At 48.2% G+C, this 17183-nt stretch carries 17 protein-coding genes; 11 read left to right on the forward strand and 6 right to left on the reverse strand.

The genetic code is table 11. The annotated features are described in order from the left end of the window. Positions 1-33 precede the first annotated feature (33 nt). Positions 34-2631, reverse strand: coding sequence for an LPS-assembly protein LptD (locus QUE66_RS08170; protein WP_286223545.1), 2598 nt, complete (start codon positions 2629-2631; stop codon positions 34-36). Positions 2632-2664: 33 nt separating this feature from the next. Here QUE66_RS08170 and QUE66_RS08175 point away from each other — a divergent pair, with 33 nt between their 5' ends. The 10 genes from QUE66_RS08175 to ruvB all read left to right on the forward strand — a co-directional run bounded on the left by QUE66_RS08175 (position 2665) and on the right by ruvB (position 12019). After that, positions 2665-3666, forward strand: coding sequence for an aminoglycoside phosphotransferase family protein (locus tag QUE66_RS08175; protein ID WP_286223546.1), 1002 nt, complete (start codon positions 2665-2667; stop codon positions 3664-3666). Between the two features lie 14 nt (positions 3667-3680). Next, positions 3681-4391 (forward strand): N-acetylmuramate alpha-1-phosphate uridylyltransferase MurU, encoded by a 711-nt coding sequence (gene murU / locus QUE66_RS08180; RefSeq protein WP_286223547.1) that lies wholly within the window; start codon positions 3681-3683, stop codon positions 4389-4391. Positions 4392-4401: 10 nt separating this feature from the next. After that, the gene (locus tag QUE66_RS08185) at positions 4402-5778 is read left to right on the forward strand and encodes an aminopeptidase P N-terminal domain-containing protein (protein ID WP_286223548.1); all 1377 of its coding nucleotides are present in this window, start codon (positions 4402-4404) and stop codon (positions 5776-5778) included. 11 nt (positions 5779-5789) lie between these two features. Continuing rightward, complete coding sequence (locus QUE66_RS08190) at positions 5790-6938, forward strand: FAD-dependent monooxygenase (RefSeq protein WP_286223549.1); 1149 nt, start codon at positions 5790-5792, stop codon at positions 6936-6938. A 75-nt stretch (positions 6939-7013) separates the two neighbouring features. After that, positions 7014-8030 carry a tRNA dihydrouridine synthase DusB gene (dusB, locus tag QUE66_RS08195; RefSeq protein ID WP_286223550.1) on the forward strand — a complete coding sequence of 339 codons (1017 nt, stop codon included), beginning with the start codon at positions 7014-7016 and terminating at the stop codon, positions 8028-8030. A gap of 10 nt (positions 8031-8040) precedes the next feature. Beyond that, the gene (locus QUE66_RS08200; protein ID WP_108509095.1) at positions 8041-8280 is read left to right on the forward strand and encodes a helix-turn-helix domain-containing protein; all 240 of its coding nucleotides are present in this window, start codon (positions 8041-8043) and stop codon (positions 8278-8280) included. Positions 8281-8282: 2 nt separating this feature from the next. Beyond that, positions 8283-9866 (forward strand): bifunctional phosphoribosylaminoimidazolecarboxamide formyltransferase/IMP cyclohydrolase, encoded by a 1584-nt coding sequence (purH, locus tag QUE66_RS08205; RefSeq protein WP_286223551.1) that lies wholly within the window; start codon positions 8283-8285, stop codon positions 9864-9866. 2 nt (positions 9867-9868) lie between these two features. Next, complete coding sequence (gene ruvC, locus QUE66_RS08210; RefSeq protein ID WP_286223552.1) at positions 9869-10363, forward strand: crossover junction endodeoxyribonuclease RuvC; 495 nt, start codon at positions 9869-9871, stop codon at positions 10361-10363. Positions 10364-10372: 9 nt separating this feature from the next. Beyond that, the gene (ruvA, locus tag QUE66_RS08215) at positions 10373-10954 is read left to right on the forward strand and encodes a Holliday junction branch migration protein RuvA (protein WP_286223553.1); all 582 of its coding nucleotides are present in this window, start codon (positions 10373-10375) and stop codon (positions 10952-10954) included. Between the two features lie 3 nt (positions 10955-10957). Continuing rightward, on the forward strand, positions 10958-12019 hold the full coding sequence (gene ruvB, locus QUE66_RS08220; protein ID WP_458574826.1) for a Holliday junction branch migration DNA helicase RuvB: 1062 nt from the start codon (positions 10958-10960) through the stop codon (positions 12017-12019). Positions 12020-12025: 6 nt separating this feature from the next. Here ruvB and tyrS read toward each other — a convergent pair whose 3' ends face one another. Then, complete coding sequence (gene tyrS, locus QUE66_RS08225; protein ID WP_286223554.1) at positions 12026-13252, reverse strand: tyrosine--tRNA ligase; 1227 nt, start codon at positions 13250-13252, stop codon at positions 12026-12028. Between the two features lie 80 nt (positions 13253-13332). On the opposite strand from tyrS, the gene QUE66_RS08230 reads away from it, so the two are divergent. After that, the gene (locus tag QUE66_RS08230) at positions 13333-14478 is read left to right on the forward strand and encodes an anhydro-N-acetylmuramic acid kinase (RefSeq protein WP_286223555.1); all 1146 of its coding nucleotides are present in this window, start codon (positions 13333-13335) and stop codon (positions 14476-14478) included. A 6-nt stretch (positions 14479-14484) separates the two neighbouring features. Here QUE66_RS08230 and erpA read toward each other — a convergent pair whose 3' ends face one another. The 4 genes from erpA to rplM form a co-directional block, all read right to left on the reverse strand. Continuing rightward, entirely contained in the window at positions 14485-14865 is a 381-nt protein-coding gene (erpA, locus tag QUE66_RS08235) for an iron-sulfur cluster insertion protein ErpA (RefSeq protein ID WP_286223556.1), read from the reverse strand. A gap of 68 nt (positions 14866-14933) precedes the next feature. Further along, positions 14934-15992, reverse strand: coding sequence for an N-acetyl-gamma-glutamyl-phosphate reductase (gene argC, locus QUE66_RS08240; protein WP_286223557.1), 1059 nt, complete (start codon positions 15990-15992; stop codon positions 14934-14936). Between the two features lie 88 nt (positions 15993-16080). Continuing rightward, entirely contained in the window at positions 16081-16473 is a 393-nt protein-coding gene (rpsI, locus tag QUE66_RS08245; RefSeq protein ID WP_108509102.1) for a 30S ribosomal protein S9, read from the reverse strand. Positions 16474-16482: 9 nt separating this feature from the next. Beyond that, positions 16483-16911, reverse strand: coding sequence for a 50S ribosomal protein L13 (rplM, locus tag QUE66_RS08250; RefSeq protein ID WP_286223558.1), 429 nt, complete (start codon positions 16909-16911; stop codon positions 16483-16485). Positions 16912-17183: the final 272 nt, after the last annotated feature.

Raw genomic sequence — 17183 nt, forward strand, 5'->3', positions numbered from 1 at the left:
TGAACTTTAGGAATGAATTACGACACAAAATCATTATTGATAATTTTCGTAGGGTGAGGGTGGCAAAGGCTTGGCTACCGGCTGGTATCCAGGAACGTTTAGACGCATCACATCGACTGGATTATTTCCAACACTAGCAAAGCCTCTAAATTCTAATTGAAAAAGGACCTGGGTAGTAGTGATTTGGGAGGTGTTACGGGCTTGCGAGTAAGCAAAGCGTGCGGTCCAACAATCTGCGTCATACTGCAATCCCACGAGGGTATTTAAGGTCTTTGCTGTTAAGGCGTCATACCCCCAACGGCCTAATACACGATACTTTTTAAATATTGGCCACTCGCCAAAGGCATTGTATTGATCGGTCTGAGTCACGCCAGAGTTCGTGCCATCGGTTGGTGGATTCCAAACATTCCGGTAGGCAAAATTAAGGCTACGGCCCGGAGTCGGTCGCCACCCCGCGCCAACACTGCTTTGTACAAAACGATTCAATTGGGTGTTGTATTGTCCAAATAAATCGACGTTAAAGTTTCCTAGTAAACGGATCGTACTGGCACCCAAGGTATCAGAGTAACGCGTTGGGTTTTGGATCGTACCGTTCAAGCCAACCCGTTGACCTGTGAAATCTTGTCGTTGAGCCAACGTTACCGTAGCTCGCTCTGCGCCAGTGTTCGTTTCTAGAACACGACTCGTCAAGCCCATGGTTAATTTATTGTTATCAGCCACCCGGTCATTACCCACGAAAGTGTTCTCACTAAATATTTGAGTAATACCAAAGCCAGCGTCAGCAGTATCAAAGAGCGGGGTCTGTGCCTGACTTTGGAATGGTGTATACACATAAAAGGCGCGTGGCTCCATGGTCACAATCATGTCGCGCCCAAAGAAGCCCTTCATCTCTCTTGCGTCACGCTCAAACGCCAAACCAGAATCCAAACTAAAGGTTGGTAAGGCAAATCCTTGAATCGGTTGATTTAGGGATTGATTAATCGAAGTTGATGGGCTATTTGTGAGCATCCCAGAATATTGATTGGCCTGAAAACTCAACTTGGGTCTCAAGAAATATCCCGGAGTAACTTGTGGCAAAGCGATACTACCGCGAATCACGGTTCGATCCGCCTGACTAAATGACCCTCCCTGTGGCATGCCAGAGGCTGGTGCATACAGATTATTGGTGTTATATGAAAAGCGAGTGAAGTCTGCGCTGAATGTAATGTCGGGGGCTCGATTAAACCCACCCGAGAATGCTCCAGGGGCGCCCAAGGCACGCTGATTTCGATAATTGGCGGTGACTTGGGGCAAGATGTTGTAGGGAGAAGTGACGGGTGCTGTTGGATCTGGTTGTAGGGTCTGAAAGGTCAGTGCGCGTGCAGTGAAATTCCAGTTTTTGATACCGCCATAATTGGTACCCACTTCTTGCCGAAACTGATTCGTCACTGCACCACCAATGCCGTAGGAAAAATCGATTGGATATAGATTGTCCGATACCTTGCTCACATTCGCGTAACCATTCCACGCTCGACCTAGCATTTGTCGCTGTTGCCAGTCGTACTTCCAACGATCGCGTCCTAAAATTTTGTCGTAGTTCATGAACTGACCGCTCAACGTTCCTGAATACTTGGGATCAATGTAACGAAAATCGCCGCCTAGTAATGTTCCGCGATGATTCATGAACCGAGGTGTAATGGTGAGATCGCGATTCGGCGCAATATTGACGTAGTACGGTTGTGCAATATCTAAACCATTATTCGAGTTATAACCAATCACAGGCGCCAACAATCCAGAGCGACGTTGATTGGACGTAGGCAAACTAAAGTAAGGTGCGTATGCAATCGGTACATCAAAAAAACGCATCACGCCATTGCGCCCGGTCATTTGTTTTTGTTCTTGATCAACCTCAATCTGAGTAGCCGTGAAATACCAATCTAAATTATCTGGACTGCAAGTGGTATAGGTGGCCTTATCAAAGATAAATACATCGGCCGACTCAATCGTTAGCTTGTTCGCTTTACCACGTCCGCGAACATCCCGAAGCTCATAGTTCGGTTTATCCATCTCTCCCTCACGCGCATCAACCTTAAAGCGTGCGCGGGGCCCTGAGAACTGAGTATTTCCTTTAATGAGCTCGACATTACCAATTAAATTTGCAATATCTGTATCAGGATCGTAATTAATTTCATCGGCCTTAATGATGGTATTGTTCCGACGAATTTGAGCACGCCCCTTCAAGTTCATTTGACGATCAACCACCCCATCAATTTCATCGCTAAAGGTGAAGGTCAAGGCCTCACTATCTGGAATCGGTTTACCAACCCGTAATTGATCATCTAACTTTAAGACCGTGACTTCGGCGCGACTAGGAACTAGGGTTGTGGTTGGGAGCGATCCAACCGGCAATGGTCGGGGTGGCTCGCCAATCGGAACTGGCGCTTGTCTTTGAAGCTCCTGTTGCGCTTGATTTTGTTGGGGCGATGGTAATAATGGTGAAATCGCATTGGTGACTGGGCCTAAGTTTTGTGCCATCAGTGGCAGCGACACAAAGAGTGCGGCGACCAATAGCCCCCTGCCCAGGATCACGAACGGGGTCTTTAAAGATGCAAGATAGGCGCTGATGCCGGCGCGAAGGCGATAATGACTCATGGATCCAGACAGCCCTTATTATACGAATCGATCATGCCTGACAATCGCTTAATTCAACTGAATCAATGGCTTGATAGCCTAGTGGGCCGTTGGGGGCTAGAGCCCACCAGCTTGGCCCCTGCTTCCGCAGATGCCAGCTTTAGACGCTACTTCCGAATCGCTAGCGCTCACCCCCAATACCCCAGCCTGATTGTGATGGATGCTCCACCCGATAAAGAGACCGTTTTACCCTTTATTCAGGTTGCTAATCTTTTAAAAGATGCAGGGCTTCATGTACCCATCATCCTCGCAGAAAACCAGGAAAAAGGATTTTTACTACTCAGCGATTTAGGAAGTCAAACTTATCTGAGCGTCTTATCACCAAGTAATGCAAAAGCACTTTACCGAGATGCCAGCCAAGCCTTAGTAAAAATGCAATATGCCAGTCGTGAGGGTGTTTTGCCACCTTATGATGATGCAACCTTGCAGCGCGAACTCGATCTATTGGATGAGTGGTATTTAAAACGTCATCATCAATACACTCTAAGTGATGATGAGAGAAATCAACTGCATACTATTTTTCGGTTGATCAAAGAAAATAATCTTGCCCAATCGCAGGTGTATGTCCATCGCGATTTTCATTCGCGCAATTTAATGCATTGCTCATCTAACAACCCCGGAGTTTTGGATTTTCAGGATGCTTTATATGGACCGATTACATATGACATTGTCTCTTTATTGCGCGATGCTTATATTGAGTGGACCGAGGAAGAAGTACTTGATTTCTTGATTGAGTATTGGGATATAGCTCGCGCTTCTGGCTTGAAAGTTCCATCTGATTTTGCGGATTTTTATCGGGACTTTGAATGGATGGGCTTACAGCGTCATCTAAAAGTCCTAGGTATCTTTGCGCGCTTATATCACCGCGATGGCAAAGCCAATTACTTAAACGACATTCCCTTGGTTCTCAAATATACGCGTGCGGTTGCAAGTCGTTACGGTTGCTTTAAGCCTCTTTTGCAGATTTTGGATCAAGTTGCAAAACAGTCGTCTTAAACTGTTCACTATCGATGACTGCACAGAATTTACCTTGTCTTTTATTGGCCGCTGGTCGAGGGGAGCGCATGCGTCCATTAAGCGACCATACCCCGAAACCCTTATTAAACGTTCGTGGTAAATCATTGCTCAGCTGGCATCTAGAATCCCTACAGCGGGCTGGGATTCAACATGTGGTGATCAACCATGCCTGGCTTGGTAAACAGATCGAGGCGGCCCTAGGGAATGGCCATGAATATGGCCTGTCGATTCAATACTCTCCGGAGGTAAGTGCCCTGGAAACAGCCGGGGGAATCTGCCAAGCATTGCCCATTCTCAAGCCTGCTGACTTTTTTCTGGTGATTAATGGGGATGTTTTTAGTCCTAATTTTCCCATTCATGAATTGATCCAACGTGCTAATCAACTCCGTAACCAAAATCAGTTTTTGGCTCATCTAATTTTGGTTCCCAACCCACCCCATCATCCGACAGGCGACTTTTATCTTGATGGCAGCATCGTGCGCGGGGAGGAGCATTCGAATGCCAATAGTCCAAAACTGACTTTTTCAGGGATTGGTATCTATCACCGGAGCTTATTTGATGGCTTAAATCGGGGAGAAAGTGCTAAATTAGCCCCCATCTTACGCAGGGCAATGCTTAATCATCAGATCTCCGGTGAAAAATATTCAGGTTCATGGCAGGATGTAGGTAGTCCCGAACGCTTAGCTGAACTAAATCGATCCTAAAATCATCAAGATGAATCGTCTTAACTCGCACAATCCGCTCATGAATGCCTGCCAACAGCGTCGTGATCACTTGGCATCCATCATTCAAGCCAAAACAGGTGGTGGCGTAGTCATTCTAGGAACTGCCCCCGAAAAGGCACGCAATCGAGATAGCGATTTTCCTTATCGGCATGACAGTGACTTCTTTTATCTCACCGGTTTCGAAGAGCCTGCGGCTACCCTAGTGATGGTGGTTACAAAATCCAGCTATGAGACCCACCTCTTCTGTCGACCCAAAGATCTCGAACGCGAGATTTGGGATGGATACCGCTTGGGCCCCCAAGAGGCACCCGCCCACTTACTGATAAACGCTGCATACCCAAACTCTGAACTAGACCAAAAACTCCCTGATTTTTTAGCAGATCAAAACGCGGTATATATCAAACTTGCCGCAGCCTCACATGATGATGCATCGATGCGGCAATGGATGAACACGGTGCGCCAGCGCGCCCGCATGGGAATCAATGCCCCGGAGGTATTTCATGACATTGAAACTATTTTGCATGAAATGCGTTTGTTTAAAGGTCCTGAGGAAATCGCCATCATGCGGCAAGCCGCAGCGATTTCTGCCCAAGCTCACATTCGCGCCATGCGCTCTTGCAAACCCGGAAAGCGTGAATATCAATTAGAAGCCGAGTTGCTCTATGAGTTTCGTTATCACGGGGCCGAGAGCGTTGCCTATAACAGCATCGTGGCCGCCGGTGCGAATGCCTGCGTATTGCATCACCGTGCAGGATCGGCTGAACTCATAGATGGCGATCTGTGTTTAATTGATGCCGGGTGCGAGCTTCATGGCTATGCCTCCGACATCACCCGAACCTTTCCAATTAATGGACGATTTAGCAGTGCCCAGCGCACCCTCTATGACATTACACTTGCTGCCCAACAAGCAGCGGTTGATGCGACCCGCCCTGGGCATTCGTTTATCGATCCACACCAAGCCGCAGTAAAAGTTCTGACGCAAGGCTTAATCGATGAAAAGCTGATTCGGATTGGCGAAGTTGGCTCTCTCGACAATGCCATTGAGACAGGAGCCTATAAGCGCTTTTATATGCACCGCACTAGCCATTGGTTGGGCATGGATGTCCATGACGTCGGATCCTATCGCGAACTTCATACTGTGACTCAAGCTGATACCGAAAGACCTTGGCGCACGCTTGAAGAGAACATGGTGCTTACCATCGAACCCGGTCTTTATTTACGCCCAGCTGAGGATATTCCGAAGGCCTATTGGAATATTGGAATTCGGATTGAGGATGACGCTCTAGTGACTGCCAATGGTTGCGAACTCATTTCCCGTGGGGTCCCAGTTGATCCAGTTGAAATTGAGTCCATCATCCGCTCTTAATGAATGAGTGTATGAACACATTTCATACAGTTGTCATTCAAGGCGGGGGTCCTGTCGGTCTTGCCTGCGCAGCTTGGCTTTTACAAAAAAATCCACACATTAGTCTGACCTTGATTGATCGTAATCCTGCAGATGACGAGCAAATTCAGTCGGGCGATCAACGTGGTATCGCGCTATCGCATGGCAGTAAATTATTACTTGATACGATCAATGCTTGGCCATCCAATTGTCCTGCGATTCATCGAATTCACGTCTCTCAGGTTGGCCACTTTGGTCGAGCCCTAATGACGCGTGAAGAACTCGGGCAGGATGCCTTGGGTCATATTAGTCGCTATCGCGATATTCATCTAACCCTCAGAAAAGCACTGCGGGCTCTGGGGGCCCATTCACCGAATTTTGTGTGGCATCACAATGCGGATGAAAGCTTCAATACACCACCAGCTGCATGCATCGTACATGCCGAGGGTGGGTTATTTAAGCAACAGGATTGGGTCGAGTCAGGCCGCGATTACCGTCAAGCGGCCCTCGTGGGCACTGTGGATGTGGAACATCCAATTGCCCATCAAGCGTGGGAGCGTTTTACCGACGAAGGTCCGCTTGCGCTGCTGCCCTCGCATCTAGGGCCCAATACACATAATCTAGTCTGGTGCGCCTCCCCAGAATCGAGTCAACGCCGACTAGCTCTTAGTGATGATGAGTTTCTCAATGAACTGGAGCATAGTTTTGGTCGGCGCCAGGGTCGATTTACTAACATCGCTAATCGTCGTTTGTATGACCTTGGCTTGAACTACCGCAAAGAGGTTTGTATTGATCATGAGGTATGGATTGGCAATGCAGCACAAACCTTGCATCCAGTGGCTGGCCAAGGTCTTAATCTTGGCTTACGCGACGCTTACCTACTTGCTGAGAAACTCGCCGATCTCTTTAAGCAAAGACAGGCGGTAACGCCCAATGCCGTAAAAGCCCAACTGCTTGAGTATGCAAAAAGCCGCCAAATTGATCGGCGCGCAACGATTGGCATTACCGACTTCTTAGCACGCGTGTTCACGTCGCCCTTACTCCCCATTCAGGTCTCGCGTGGCCTAGCACTCAGTGCTCTCGCCTGGCTACCGCCTGTAAAAATAACTCTTGCCAAGCAAATGATGTTTGGCCGGCGCTAGTTTGCCTAAAAATTAGGCAGTTAAGGAACGGGTGTGGTACAGTGATGCCTCCAATTCAGATCCATTTCCCTCGGTATGCAAATCGGTCCTTACTCACTAGCCAATGCTCTATTTGTTGCGCCGATGGCTGGTGTTACCGATCGCCCCTTTCGACAATTATGTAAAAAATTAGGGGCAGGTTATGCGGTCTCGGAAATGATCGCCTCCAATGCCATGCTATGGAATAGTGAAAAAACCTTGAGGCGCGCTAACCATGTTGGCGAGTTCAAACCCATTGCAGTCCAAATTGCAGGAGCAGATCCAAAGATGATGGCGCAAGCAGCTCGCTTGAATGTGGATCGAGGCGCCCAAATCATTGATATCAATATGGGCTGCCCAGCAAAAAAAGTTTGCAATGTCGCAGCTGGTTCTGCCCTCCTAAAAGATCAACCTTTAGTTCAGCAAATTGTGGAGTCGGTGGTTCAAGCCGTTGGCACTGGCCCTGATGCGGTGCCCGTGACGCTCAAAATTAGAACCGGCTGGGATCGTGATCATAAGAATGCGCAAGAAATTGCAAAAATTGCGCAAGAGGCTGGAATTTCGATGCTCACGATTCATGGACGTACCAGAGCGGACTTGTACCACGGTGACGCTGAGTACGAAACGATTGCGGCTGTAAAGAGTCGCATTTCAATTCCGGTGGTTGCGAATGGCGATATCAACAGCCCCGAGAAAGCCAAGCAGGTTTTGCGCATTACTAGGGCGGATGCGCTCATGATTGGACGAGCTGCACAAGGTAGACCCTGGATTTTTCGGGAAATTGAGCACTATCTAAAAACGGGTGAACTCCTGCCTCCCCCACGGGTTCATGAAATTCAAGCGATTCTTAATGAGCATTTGCTCGATCACTACGCATTCTATGGCGAGTACACAGGTCTGCGAACTGCACGTAAGCATATTGCCTGGTACTGCAAAGGCTTACGCAACTCGCATGCGTTTCGTCACCAAATGAATAGTGCTGAGGATTGCAAAGCCCAATTGCAACTCGTCAATGATTATTTTGACGAAATGAAGCTCCACTCCGATCATCTTTTATTTTTAGAAGCAGCCTAATTGAACCATCATGAAAAGCAATAAACATCCTGTCACAGAATGCATTGAAATCAATTTGCAACGCTACCTCGATGACCTCAAAGGCACGCCGCCCAATGATATTTATCAAATGGTCTTGAGTGTGGTTGAAAAACCGATGTTAGAGCTGGTCATGGCGCATGCCAAGCAAAACCAATCTTTAGCAGCGTCCTATTTAGGGATTAATCGCAATACCTTACGCAAAAAACTTTTAGAGCATCGCTTAATCTAATCATGATTCGTACAGCCCTCCTCTCCGTATCCGATAAAAGTGGCATTGTTCAGTTTGCACAAGCGCTGCATGGCCTAGGTATAAAACTGATCTCAACTGGCGGCACCGCCAAACTATTGGCCCAAGAAGGCTTACCGGTTACTGAAGTGGCAAGCCTCACCAAGTTCCCCGAAATGTTGGATGGTCGGGTCAAAACCTTACATCCAAAGGTTCATGGCGGCTTATTGGCTCGGCGCGACTCCAAAGAACATATGGCCGCCATTGCCGAGCATGGGATTGAACCAATTGATCTATTGGTAATTAATCTTTACCCCTTTACACAAACAGTGAGTCAAGACAAGTGCAGCTTTGAAGAGGCGGTTGAGAATATTGATATTGGTGGACCAGCCATGTTACGTGCTGCTGCTAAAAATCATCAAGATGTCACCGTACTCATTTCCCCAGCGGATTACACAATGGTTTTGGATGAGATGCGCCGTAATCAGAATACAGTGTCGTTTGCAACCAACTTGGCACTTGCAAAAAAAGTGTTTGCCCATACCGCTCAATATGATGGAGCGATTGCGAACTACTTAAGTTCTTTAGACGATACGCAAGATCATCAAAAGCGCCATCCCTATCCACAGACTCTGCATTTAGCATTTGAGCGCGTTCAAGAAATGCGCTATGGTGAGAACCCTCACCAATCGGCAGCGTTTTATAAGGACCTCGTACCACCGGTTGGCAGTCTCGCTCATTACCAACAGCTTCAAGGCAAAGAGTTGTCATTTAACAATATTGCTGACTCGGATGCTGCTTGGGAATGCGTTAAATCCATTGGTCAGGATCAAGCGGCGTGTGTCATTATTAAACATGCCAACCCTTGTGGTGTAGCAATAGCGGATACCGCAGAAAAAGCCTACCTAAAAGCATTACAAACCGATCCAACTTCTGCTTTTGGCGGAATCATTGCACTCAATCGTCCCTGTGATGAGGCGTGCGCTATAGCAATTGCAAAGCAATTTGTTGAAGTGATGATCGCGCCCTCTTTTAGCGAGTCTGCCAAGGCAATCTTTGCTGCTAAACAAAATGTACGTCTTCTCGAAATTCCGCTTCCTAAGGAAGGGGCTAATCCTCTAAATCAATTTGACTTCAAACGCGTTGGGGGCGGCTTGTTAGTGCAATCGAGCGATTCAAAAAATGTTCTCCCCCAGGAATTACAGGTGGTAACCAAGCGTCAGCCGAGTCCCACTGAATTAGCAGACCTGATGTTTGCTTGGCGAGTCGCCAAATTTGTGAAGTCCAATGCAATTGTGTATTGCGCCAATGGCATGACTTTAGGAATCGGTGCTGGTCAAATGAGTCGGATTGACTCTGCCCGAATTGCAAGCATTAAGGCTGAGCATGCTGGCCTAAGTCTCAAGGGTTCTGCGGTTGCGAGTGATGCCTTCTTCCCGTTTCGTGATGGTCTGGATGTGGTGGTGGCTGCAGGCGCGACTAGTGTCATTCAGCCCGGGGGCAGCATGCGGGATCCTGAAGTGATTGAGGCGGCTAATGAGCATGGCATTGCAATGGTGTTCACAAGTACGCGACACTTTAGACATTAATCATGCGCTGGTTAGGTATCGATCCTGGCTTACGAACTACTGGCTTTGGAGTCATTGAACTTGAAGGCCAACAATTACGCTACGTTAGTTCGGGCACGATTGAGAGTGGCGAGGTTGCTTTAGGCTTACCTCATCGTCTTGGAACCTTGTATCAAGGGGTCCAAGAGGTACTCCTTTGCTATCAGCCCGATGCCGCTGCCATTGAAGAAATCTTTTTAAACGTGAATCCACGGTCTACCCTGATGCTGGGTCAAGCGCGAGGTGCCGTGATTGCTGCCCTTGTATCGACTGGTCTTTCGGTCTCTGAATACAGCGCCCGTGGCGTCAAGCAGGCGATCGTCGGTACTGGCCGGGCCAACAAAACACAAATGCAAGAAATGGTAAAGCGCTTACTCAAGCTCAAAAAAAGTCCATCACCCGATGCAGCCGATGCGCTTGGGGTCGCCATTTGTGCAGCTCACCATCATCAGGTTCAAATGAGTAAAGCAAAGCGTTAAGATAGAGGCATGATTGGACGTATCCATGGCACGCTTATTACGATTTCAGCTCCTAAATTGCTGATTGATTGCCATGGGGTCGGCTACGAAGTCGACGTGCCGATGAGCACCTTGTATCAATTACCACCTGTGGGTCAAATGATTACCCTCCTCACGCATTTCCATGTGCGCGAGGATCAACAACAATTGTTTGGTTTTGCCACCGAAACCGAACGTAACGCCTTCCGAGCGCTTATCAAGATCAGCGGGGTTGGGGCACGTACTGCCCTAGCGGTACTATCAGGTTTGAGCGTAGGCGAGTTGATTCAAGCAATTGCTACCCAAGACCCAGGCGCCTTAGTTCGGGTTCCTGGTATTGGCAAAAAGACGGCAGAACGCCTTTTGTTAGAACTCAAAGGTAAATTAGCCCCCGATTTAGGAATTTCCCAGAATCCATCTGGCAAGCCCGATACCACTTCCGAGGTGATTCAAGCATTGGTTTCCTTGGGATACTCGGATAAAGAGGCGCATCTGGCAGTTCGCCAAATCCCTGCCGATACCAGTGTCTCCGACGGGATTAAGATCGCCTTGAAATCTCTTTCAAAAGGTTAAGTCGTGGTAATTCATACTGATAACTTAGATGCTGATGATGGTGATGAGCGGATTGTTAGCCCCGGGGCTGGGCAAGCTGAAGCTGTATTTGAGCGCGCCCTTCGACCAAAGCAGCTCGATGAATATGTTGGTCAAAGCAAAGCACGCTCACAACTTGAAATTTTTATCAATGCGACCCGTAAGCGCAAAGAAGCCTTAGATCATGTTTTATTATTCGGCCCACCCGGTTTAGGCAAAACGACCCTAGCGCACATCATTGCCCGAGAACTTGGGGTTAATCTTCGACAAACTAGTGGTCCAGTATTGGATCGCCCCGGTGATCTTGCCGCACTTCTTACCAACCTCGAAGAAAACGATGTCCTTTTTATTGATGAGATTCATCGGCTCTCACCAGTCGTTGAAGAGATTCTTTATCCAGCTCTTGAGGATTATTCGCTCGATATCATGATTGGTGAGGGTCCTGCAGCCCGCAGTGTGAAGTTGGACCTCAAGCCCTTCACATTAATTGGAGCAACGACGCGTGCTGGTATGCTAACCAATCCCTTGCGCGATCGCTTTGGGATTGTGGCAAGACTTGAGTTTTATTCATCCGCTGAGCTTACTAAAATTATTGAACGTTCGGCCACCTTACTGAATGCCCAGATTGATCCCCAGGGTGCAAGCGAGATCGCGCGTCGCGCCCGCGGCACTCCTCGGATTGCGAACCGCTTACTTCGTCGGGTTCGGGACTATGCTGAGGTGAAGGGTAGCGGAGTAATCACAAAATCAATGGCTGACGCCGCCTTAGCTATGTTAGACGTTGATCCAATGGGCTTTGATGTGATGGATCGCAAACTACTTGAGGCGATCTTGCATAAATTCAATGGAGGTCCAGTCGGTATTGATAACTTGGCTGCAGCCATTGGCGAAGAACGCGACACTATTGAAGACGTATTAGAACCCTTTCTGATTCAACAGGGATATTTACAACGCACCTCGCGTGGCCGCATTGCGACTCGTCAGTGTTATGAGCATTTTGGCCTCAAGGCGCCAAGTAGCTCTGCAAACCTCGATTTACTCGATTGAGTGACGTTATTTTAAGAGCGTGACTTTAACAAAGCGGCGCTTACCAACTTGAACCACATAAGTGCCGGGCTCCAATTTCAGGGTCTTATCACCCACAACTGATCCATCAATCCGTACACCATGTTGCTCAATATTGCGATTGGCCTCCGAGGTCGATGGCACCAAATTAGCAGCCTTCAAAAGAGCAGCAATACCTAGCGGAGCCCCCGTTAACTCAAGCGTAGGAATATCGTCGGGTATTCCGCCTTTGGCGCGATGATTAAAGTCTTCCAGCGCCTTCTCTGCAGCTACCTGCGAATGAAAACGGGCCACAATCTCTTGACCCAATAACACTTTGCAATCCCGCGGATTTCGTCCCGCCGCCACCTCTTGCCTCATGAGATCGATTTCGGCCATCGGTCTAAATGACAATAATGTGAAGTAGCTCCACATGAGCTCATCGGAAATACTCATCACCTTGCCAAACATCTCATTGGCGGGCTCGTTAATACCGATGTAATTGCCCTTGGACTTACTCATCTTCTCAACCCCATCAAGACCTACCAAAAGAGGCATGGTCAAGATGCATTGGGGCTCTTGGCCATACTCTTTTTGTAGTTCACGACCGACGAGAAGATTAAATTTTTGATCGGTGCCCCCAAGCTCTAAATCACTTTGTAAGGCCACTGAGTCATAACCCTGCATGAGTGGATATAAAAACTCGTGTACCGAAATCGGCACACCACCCCGATAGCGCTTGGTAAAGTCATCGCGTTCCAACATCCGGGCGACCGTGTATTTAGCCGCTAAGGTAATCATGCCGCGCGCGCCCAACGCGTCACACCACTCGCTGTTGTAACGTACTTCCGTTTTACTGGGATCTAAGATGATGCTAGCTTGCTGATAATACGTTTTTGCATTGACTGCAATCTCTTCTGGGGTTAATGGCGGACGGGTGCTATTGCGCCCAGACGGATCGCCAATCATGCTGGTAAAGTCGCCAATCAAGAAAATGACGGTATGACCTAGATCTTGTAGCTGACGTAGCTTGTTTAGAACAACCGTATGCCCCAAATGAATATCCGGTGCAGTTGGATCCAAGCCCAATTTAATTCGTAAGGGTTTGTGGGTTGCTTCGCTGCGCGCTAATTTTTGCAACCAATCTACCTCGACCAATAACTCCTCACAGCCACGCTTGGTAACTTCCATAGCCTCAAGAACGCGTGGGGTTACCGGATAGGGTTTTGTGCTCATGCCTAATTTTTTCAGTTAAATTAAGGGTTTAATATCGTTAACGTGATATTGTCGCATTCTCAAGAAAGTTCGCCACACCCTTGAATTCTAATCAAGCAAACGCCTCGAGCTCTCTATGGATTGGGCTCATGTCGGGAACCAGCCTCGATGGTATCGATGCAGTCTTGGCCGAAATCGATGCTACTGGCAAAGCCCGACTGATTCAGTCGCATAGTGTTGGTTTTGATGCGGACCTGAGATCGGAGCTTGCCGAATTGCAATTTGCTTGCAGCAACGAGCTTCACCGCGAACACCTTGCAGCCAACGCGCTTGCCAATGCCTATGCACAGGTATGTCAAGAGCTGTTGCGGATTCAAAATATCCAGCCAAGTGCAGTCAGTGCAATTGGTGCCCATGGGCAAACACTGCGTCATCAACCCGCTTCTGATCCGCTTAAAAGCTATACCCATCAGAGCCTAAATGCAGCCTTATTGGCTGAACTCACCGGAATCAAGGTCATTGCTAATTTTCGTGCGCGCGATATGGCCGCTGGTGGCCAAGGTGCGCCTCTAGTACCCGCCTTTCATCGTGAGCAATTTTATGATCCCCTTGAAAATCGCGCCATTTTGAACATTGGTGGGATTGCTAATTTAACGATTCTTCCAGCATCCGGTGAAGTAACTGGTTTTGATTGTGGGCCAGGTAATTTATTACTCGATGCCTGGGTGCATCATCATCTTGGAAGAGCGTTTGACGATGACGGGCGGTGGGCCAGTACGGGCAAACCCAATTCAGAACTCTTAGCACGGATGTTACAAGATCCTTACTTTGCAAAGCATCCTCCAAAGAGTACGGGACGTGACCACTTTAATTTGCAATGGCTAAACAGTTTGATGACAGGGCTCTCGATTGCCCCTGAAGATGTTCAAGCTACCCTCTTGCAGCTCACGATTGATAGCACCCTTGGTGCATTGCGATCGTTTGCAAGCAATACTCAGACCCTAATCGTGTGCGGGGGCGGTGTTAAGAATATTGCCTTACTTGAGCTTCTTAAAATTCAGGCACGTCATCAACTACCGAACCTAAGGATTGCGTCATCAGCCCAATTTGGGATTGATCCCCAGTTGGTCGAAGGTCTCGCGTTTGCCTGGCTAGCCTGGGCCTTCATGCAAAAACGGCCAGCAAATGTGCCGGCCGTCACTGGAGCAAAAGGTTTACGAATCCTTGGGACGCTCTACCCCGTCTGAAATCAATTAGGCTGAAAAAGATGATCCGCAACCACAGGTGGTAGTTGCATTTGGATTTTTGATCACAAACTGCGAACCGTTGATATCTTCTTTGTAGTCAATCTCTGCGCCAACAAGATATTGAAAGCTCATCGAATCGACCAACAAGGTCACCCCGTTTTTTTCAAAACTGGTGTCATCTTCATTAACAGCGTCATCAAAAGTAAACCCATACTGAAATCCTGAACATCCACCGCCCTGAACAAAGACACGAAGCTTTAACTCAGGATTTCCTTCTTCGGCAATTAAGTCAGCAACCTTAGCGGCTGCACTATCGGTAAATATCAATGGCACTGGTGGCTCAGCCATGGCTGAAGCTTGATCAACAGCGGTATTGGTAGCGGTCATGATTACTCCTTTTTAAGCATCTATACGATTGATTGTAGGCTCTAATTCCCCTATTTGCACAGGGTGAATCATGGCATGAGGGCGATCTGCTCTAGGCCCATGGATTCAGGAAAGCCAAACATGATGTTTAGGCACTGGACTCCTTGGCCCGAGGCACCCTTCACCAAATTATCTTCAACCACCAAAATGACGAGGATATCGCCACCGCCAGGACGATGAACCGCAATCTTCATGCCATTACTACCCCGCACTGAGCGGGTTTCTGGATGGCTACCCGCTGGCATGACATCCACGAAGGGCTCATTGGCATAAAAACTTTCATATAGGGCCTGAAAGTCAACCGATCTACCCTCTGCGGTTAATTGAACGTATAGGGTCGAGTGGATCCCCCGAATCATCGGGGTTAGATGAGGCACAAAGGTCAACGCTACCTGATCATGCCCTGCAATGGCCTTTAAGCCTTGCGTAATCTCAGGTAGATGGCGATGGCCCTTAACGGCATACGCTTTGAAGTTATCGCTCGCTTCAGATAGCAAGGTAGCAATTTCAGCTTTACGGCCCGCACCAGAAGTTCCAGATTTACAGTCGGCAATGATTCGTTGGGCATCAATGAGCGGCTTTGGGAACCCGTTCTTTGGCGATAACAATGGAGCGAGCCCTAACTGTACGGATGTTGGATAGCAACCCGCTAAGCCAACAACCCGAGCCTCTTTGATTTTCTCCCGATTGATTTCAGGCAAACCATAAACAGCCTCCTTCAAGATGTCTGGGCATGCGTGCGGCATTCCATACCATTGCTCAAAGACCTTGGTGTCTTGAAGACGAAAGTCTGCGGCAAGATCCAATATCTTCACGTTGGCTGCGAGTAATTCTTTAGCTTGCGCCATTGCCACACCGTGAGGAGTCGCAAAAAATACAGCGTCACACTCAGTAAGCTTGGCATTCTCTGGTGTCGTAAATTTCAAATCCACGCGATTGCGTAAGGATGGAAACATTTCGGCAACGGCCATGCCGGCTTCAGATCGAGATGTGATCGAATGCAGTTGAACCTGAGGATGCTGGGCCAAAAGACGAAGCAATTCAACGCCTGTATACCCCGTGCCACCCACAATACCGACTTTAATCATGCTCTTCTCCGTTGCCACTCATCAATAAGCAAATTGTATAAAAATAAAGGGCCGCATTAGCGGCCCCTTCCAGACATTTCGGTGTCGCTTAACGCTTACTAAATTGCTTACGACGGCGAGCGCCATGTAAACCAACTTTTTTACGCTCAACCTCACGGGCATCACGAGTCACCAATCCAGCTTTTGACAGGGTTGGCTTGAGAGCCGCATCATAATCAATCAGCGCACGGGTTACGCCATGACGCACTGCGCCAGCTTGGCCGGTCTCGCCGCCACCACTAACGTTCACTTGAATATCAAACGTGGTTAGATTGCTAGTCAGCGCTAAAGGCTGACGTGCAATCATGCGTGAGGTTTCACGAGCAAAATAAGCGTCAATGGGCTTGCCATTCACGGTAATCTCGCCCTTACCTGATTTAATGAAGACGCGAGCCACTGAGCTCTTGCGACGTCCTGTTCCGTAGTTCCAATTTCCGTACATATCGCTTCCTTAAATCTCTAAAGGTTTAGGCTGTTGAGCCGCGTGGGGATGCGTAGCATCGCCATAGACTTTGAGCTTCTTGATCATGGCGTAGCCAAGGGGGCCTTTAGGCAACATGCCTTTCACGGCCTTCTCAAGAGCGCGCGCTGGAAAGCGTGCCTGCATCTTGTCAAAGTTGGTCGAGCTAATACCACCAGGATAGCCACTATGACGGTAATAAATCTTATTGAGTCCCTTACTTCCAGTGACGCGAAGTTTGGATGAGTTAATAACGACAATGAAATCGCCAGTATCGACGTGAGGGGTAAATTCGGGTTTGTGCTTGCCGCGTAGACGGAGTGCCACTTCACTGGCGACACGACCGAGGACTTTGTCCGTAGCGTCAATCACGAACCACTCGCGCTTTACCTCATGCGGTTTTGCGGAAAAGGTTTTCATGATTACTTTCAAATTGTTTGGTCAACACACTCCAACTCAAAAATCGCACTTTGGCTCCGCTTATGTTTGCAGGCTCGCAGATCAAACTTCTCAATTGGTCCAACAAATTACCGCTGACCGAATCGGTAATTCAGTAAAGCCTTGAATTATATATCAAAAAAAACCCGGGAATCAATCCCGGGTTGAAATCCACCAATGTTTGGGTGGAGGAGACATCAGTAGAATGCAAACTTGATATTCAAAAAACGACTTTAAGTAAATCAAGGTTGACA

The sequence above is a fragment of the Polynucleobacter sp. HIN6 genome, assembly GCF_030297575.1.
Lineage (GTDB): Bacteria > Pseudomonadota > Gammaproteobacteria > Burkholderiales > Burkholderiaceae > Polynucleobacter.

Bases quoted from the DNA above. Each gene is read 5' to 3' on its own strand.
- argC (WP_286223557.1), bottom strand. From the start codon at position 15,992: ATGATTAAAGTCGGTATTGTGGGTGGCACGGGGTATACAGGCGTTGAA.
- rpsI (WP_108509102.1), bottom strand. From the start codon at position 16,473: ATGTACGGAAATTGGAACTACGGAACAGGACGTCGCAAGAGCTCAGTG.
- QUE66_RS08190 (WP_286223549.1), top strand. From the start codon at position 5,790: ATGAACACATTTCATACAGTTGTCATTCAAGGCGGGGGTCCTGTCGGT.
- rplM (WP_286223558.1), bottom strand. From the start codon at position 16,911: ATGAAAACCTTTTCCGCAAAACCGCATGAGGTAAAGCGCGAGTGGTTC.
- erpA (WP_286223556.1), bottom strand. From the start codon at position 14,865: ATGACCGCTACCAATACCGCTGTTGATCAAGCTTCAGCCATGGCTGAG.
- purH (WP_286223551.1), top strand. From the start codon at position 8,283: ATGATTCGTACAGCCCTCCTCTCCGTATCCGATAAAAGTGGCATTGTT.
- QUE66_RS08175 (WP_286223546.1), top strand. From the start codon at position 2,665: ATGCCTGACAATCGCTTAATTCAACTGAATCAATGGCTTGATAGCCTA.
- QUE66_RS08185 (WP_286223548.1), top strand. From the start codon at position 4,402: ATGAATCGTCTTAACTCGCACAATCCGCTCATGAATGCCTGCCAACAG.
- QUE66_RS08170 (WP_286223545.1), bottom strand. From the start codon at position 2,631: ATGAGTCATTATCGCCTTCGCGCCGGCATCAGCGCCTATCTTGCATCT.
- ruvA (WP_286223553.1), top strand. From the start codon at position 10,373: ATGATTGGACGTATCCATGGCACGCTTATTACGATTTCAGCTCCTAAA.
- tyrS (WP_286223554.1), bottom strand. From the start codon at position 13,252: ATGAGCACAAAACCCTATCCGGTAACCCCACGCGTTCTTGAGGCTATG.
- QUE66_RS08200 (WP_108509095.1), top strand. From the start codon at position 8,041: ATGAAAAGCAATAAACATCCTGTCACAGAATGCATTGAAATCAATTTG.
- dusB (WP_286223550.1), top strand. From the start codon at position 7,014: ATGCAAATCGGTCCTTACTCACTAGCCAATGCTCTATTTGTTGCGCCG.
- ruvC (WP_286223552.1), top strand. From the start codon at position 9,869: ATGCGCTGGTTAGGTATCGATCCTGGCTTACGAACTACTGGCTTTGGA.
- murU (WP_286223547.1), top strand. From the start codon at position 3,681: ATGACTGCACAGAATTTACCTTGTCTTTTATTGGCCGCTGGTCGAGGG.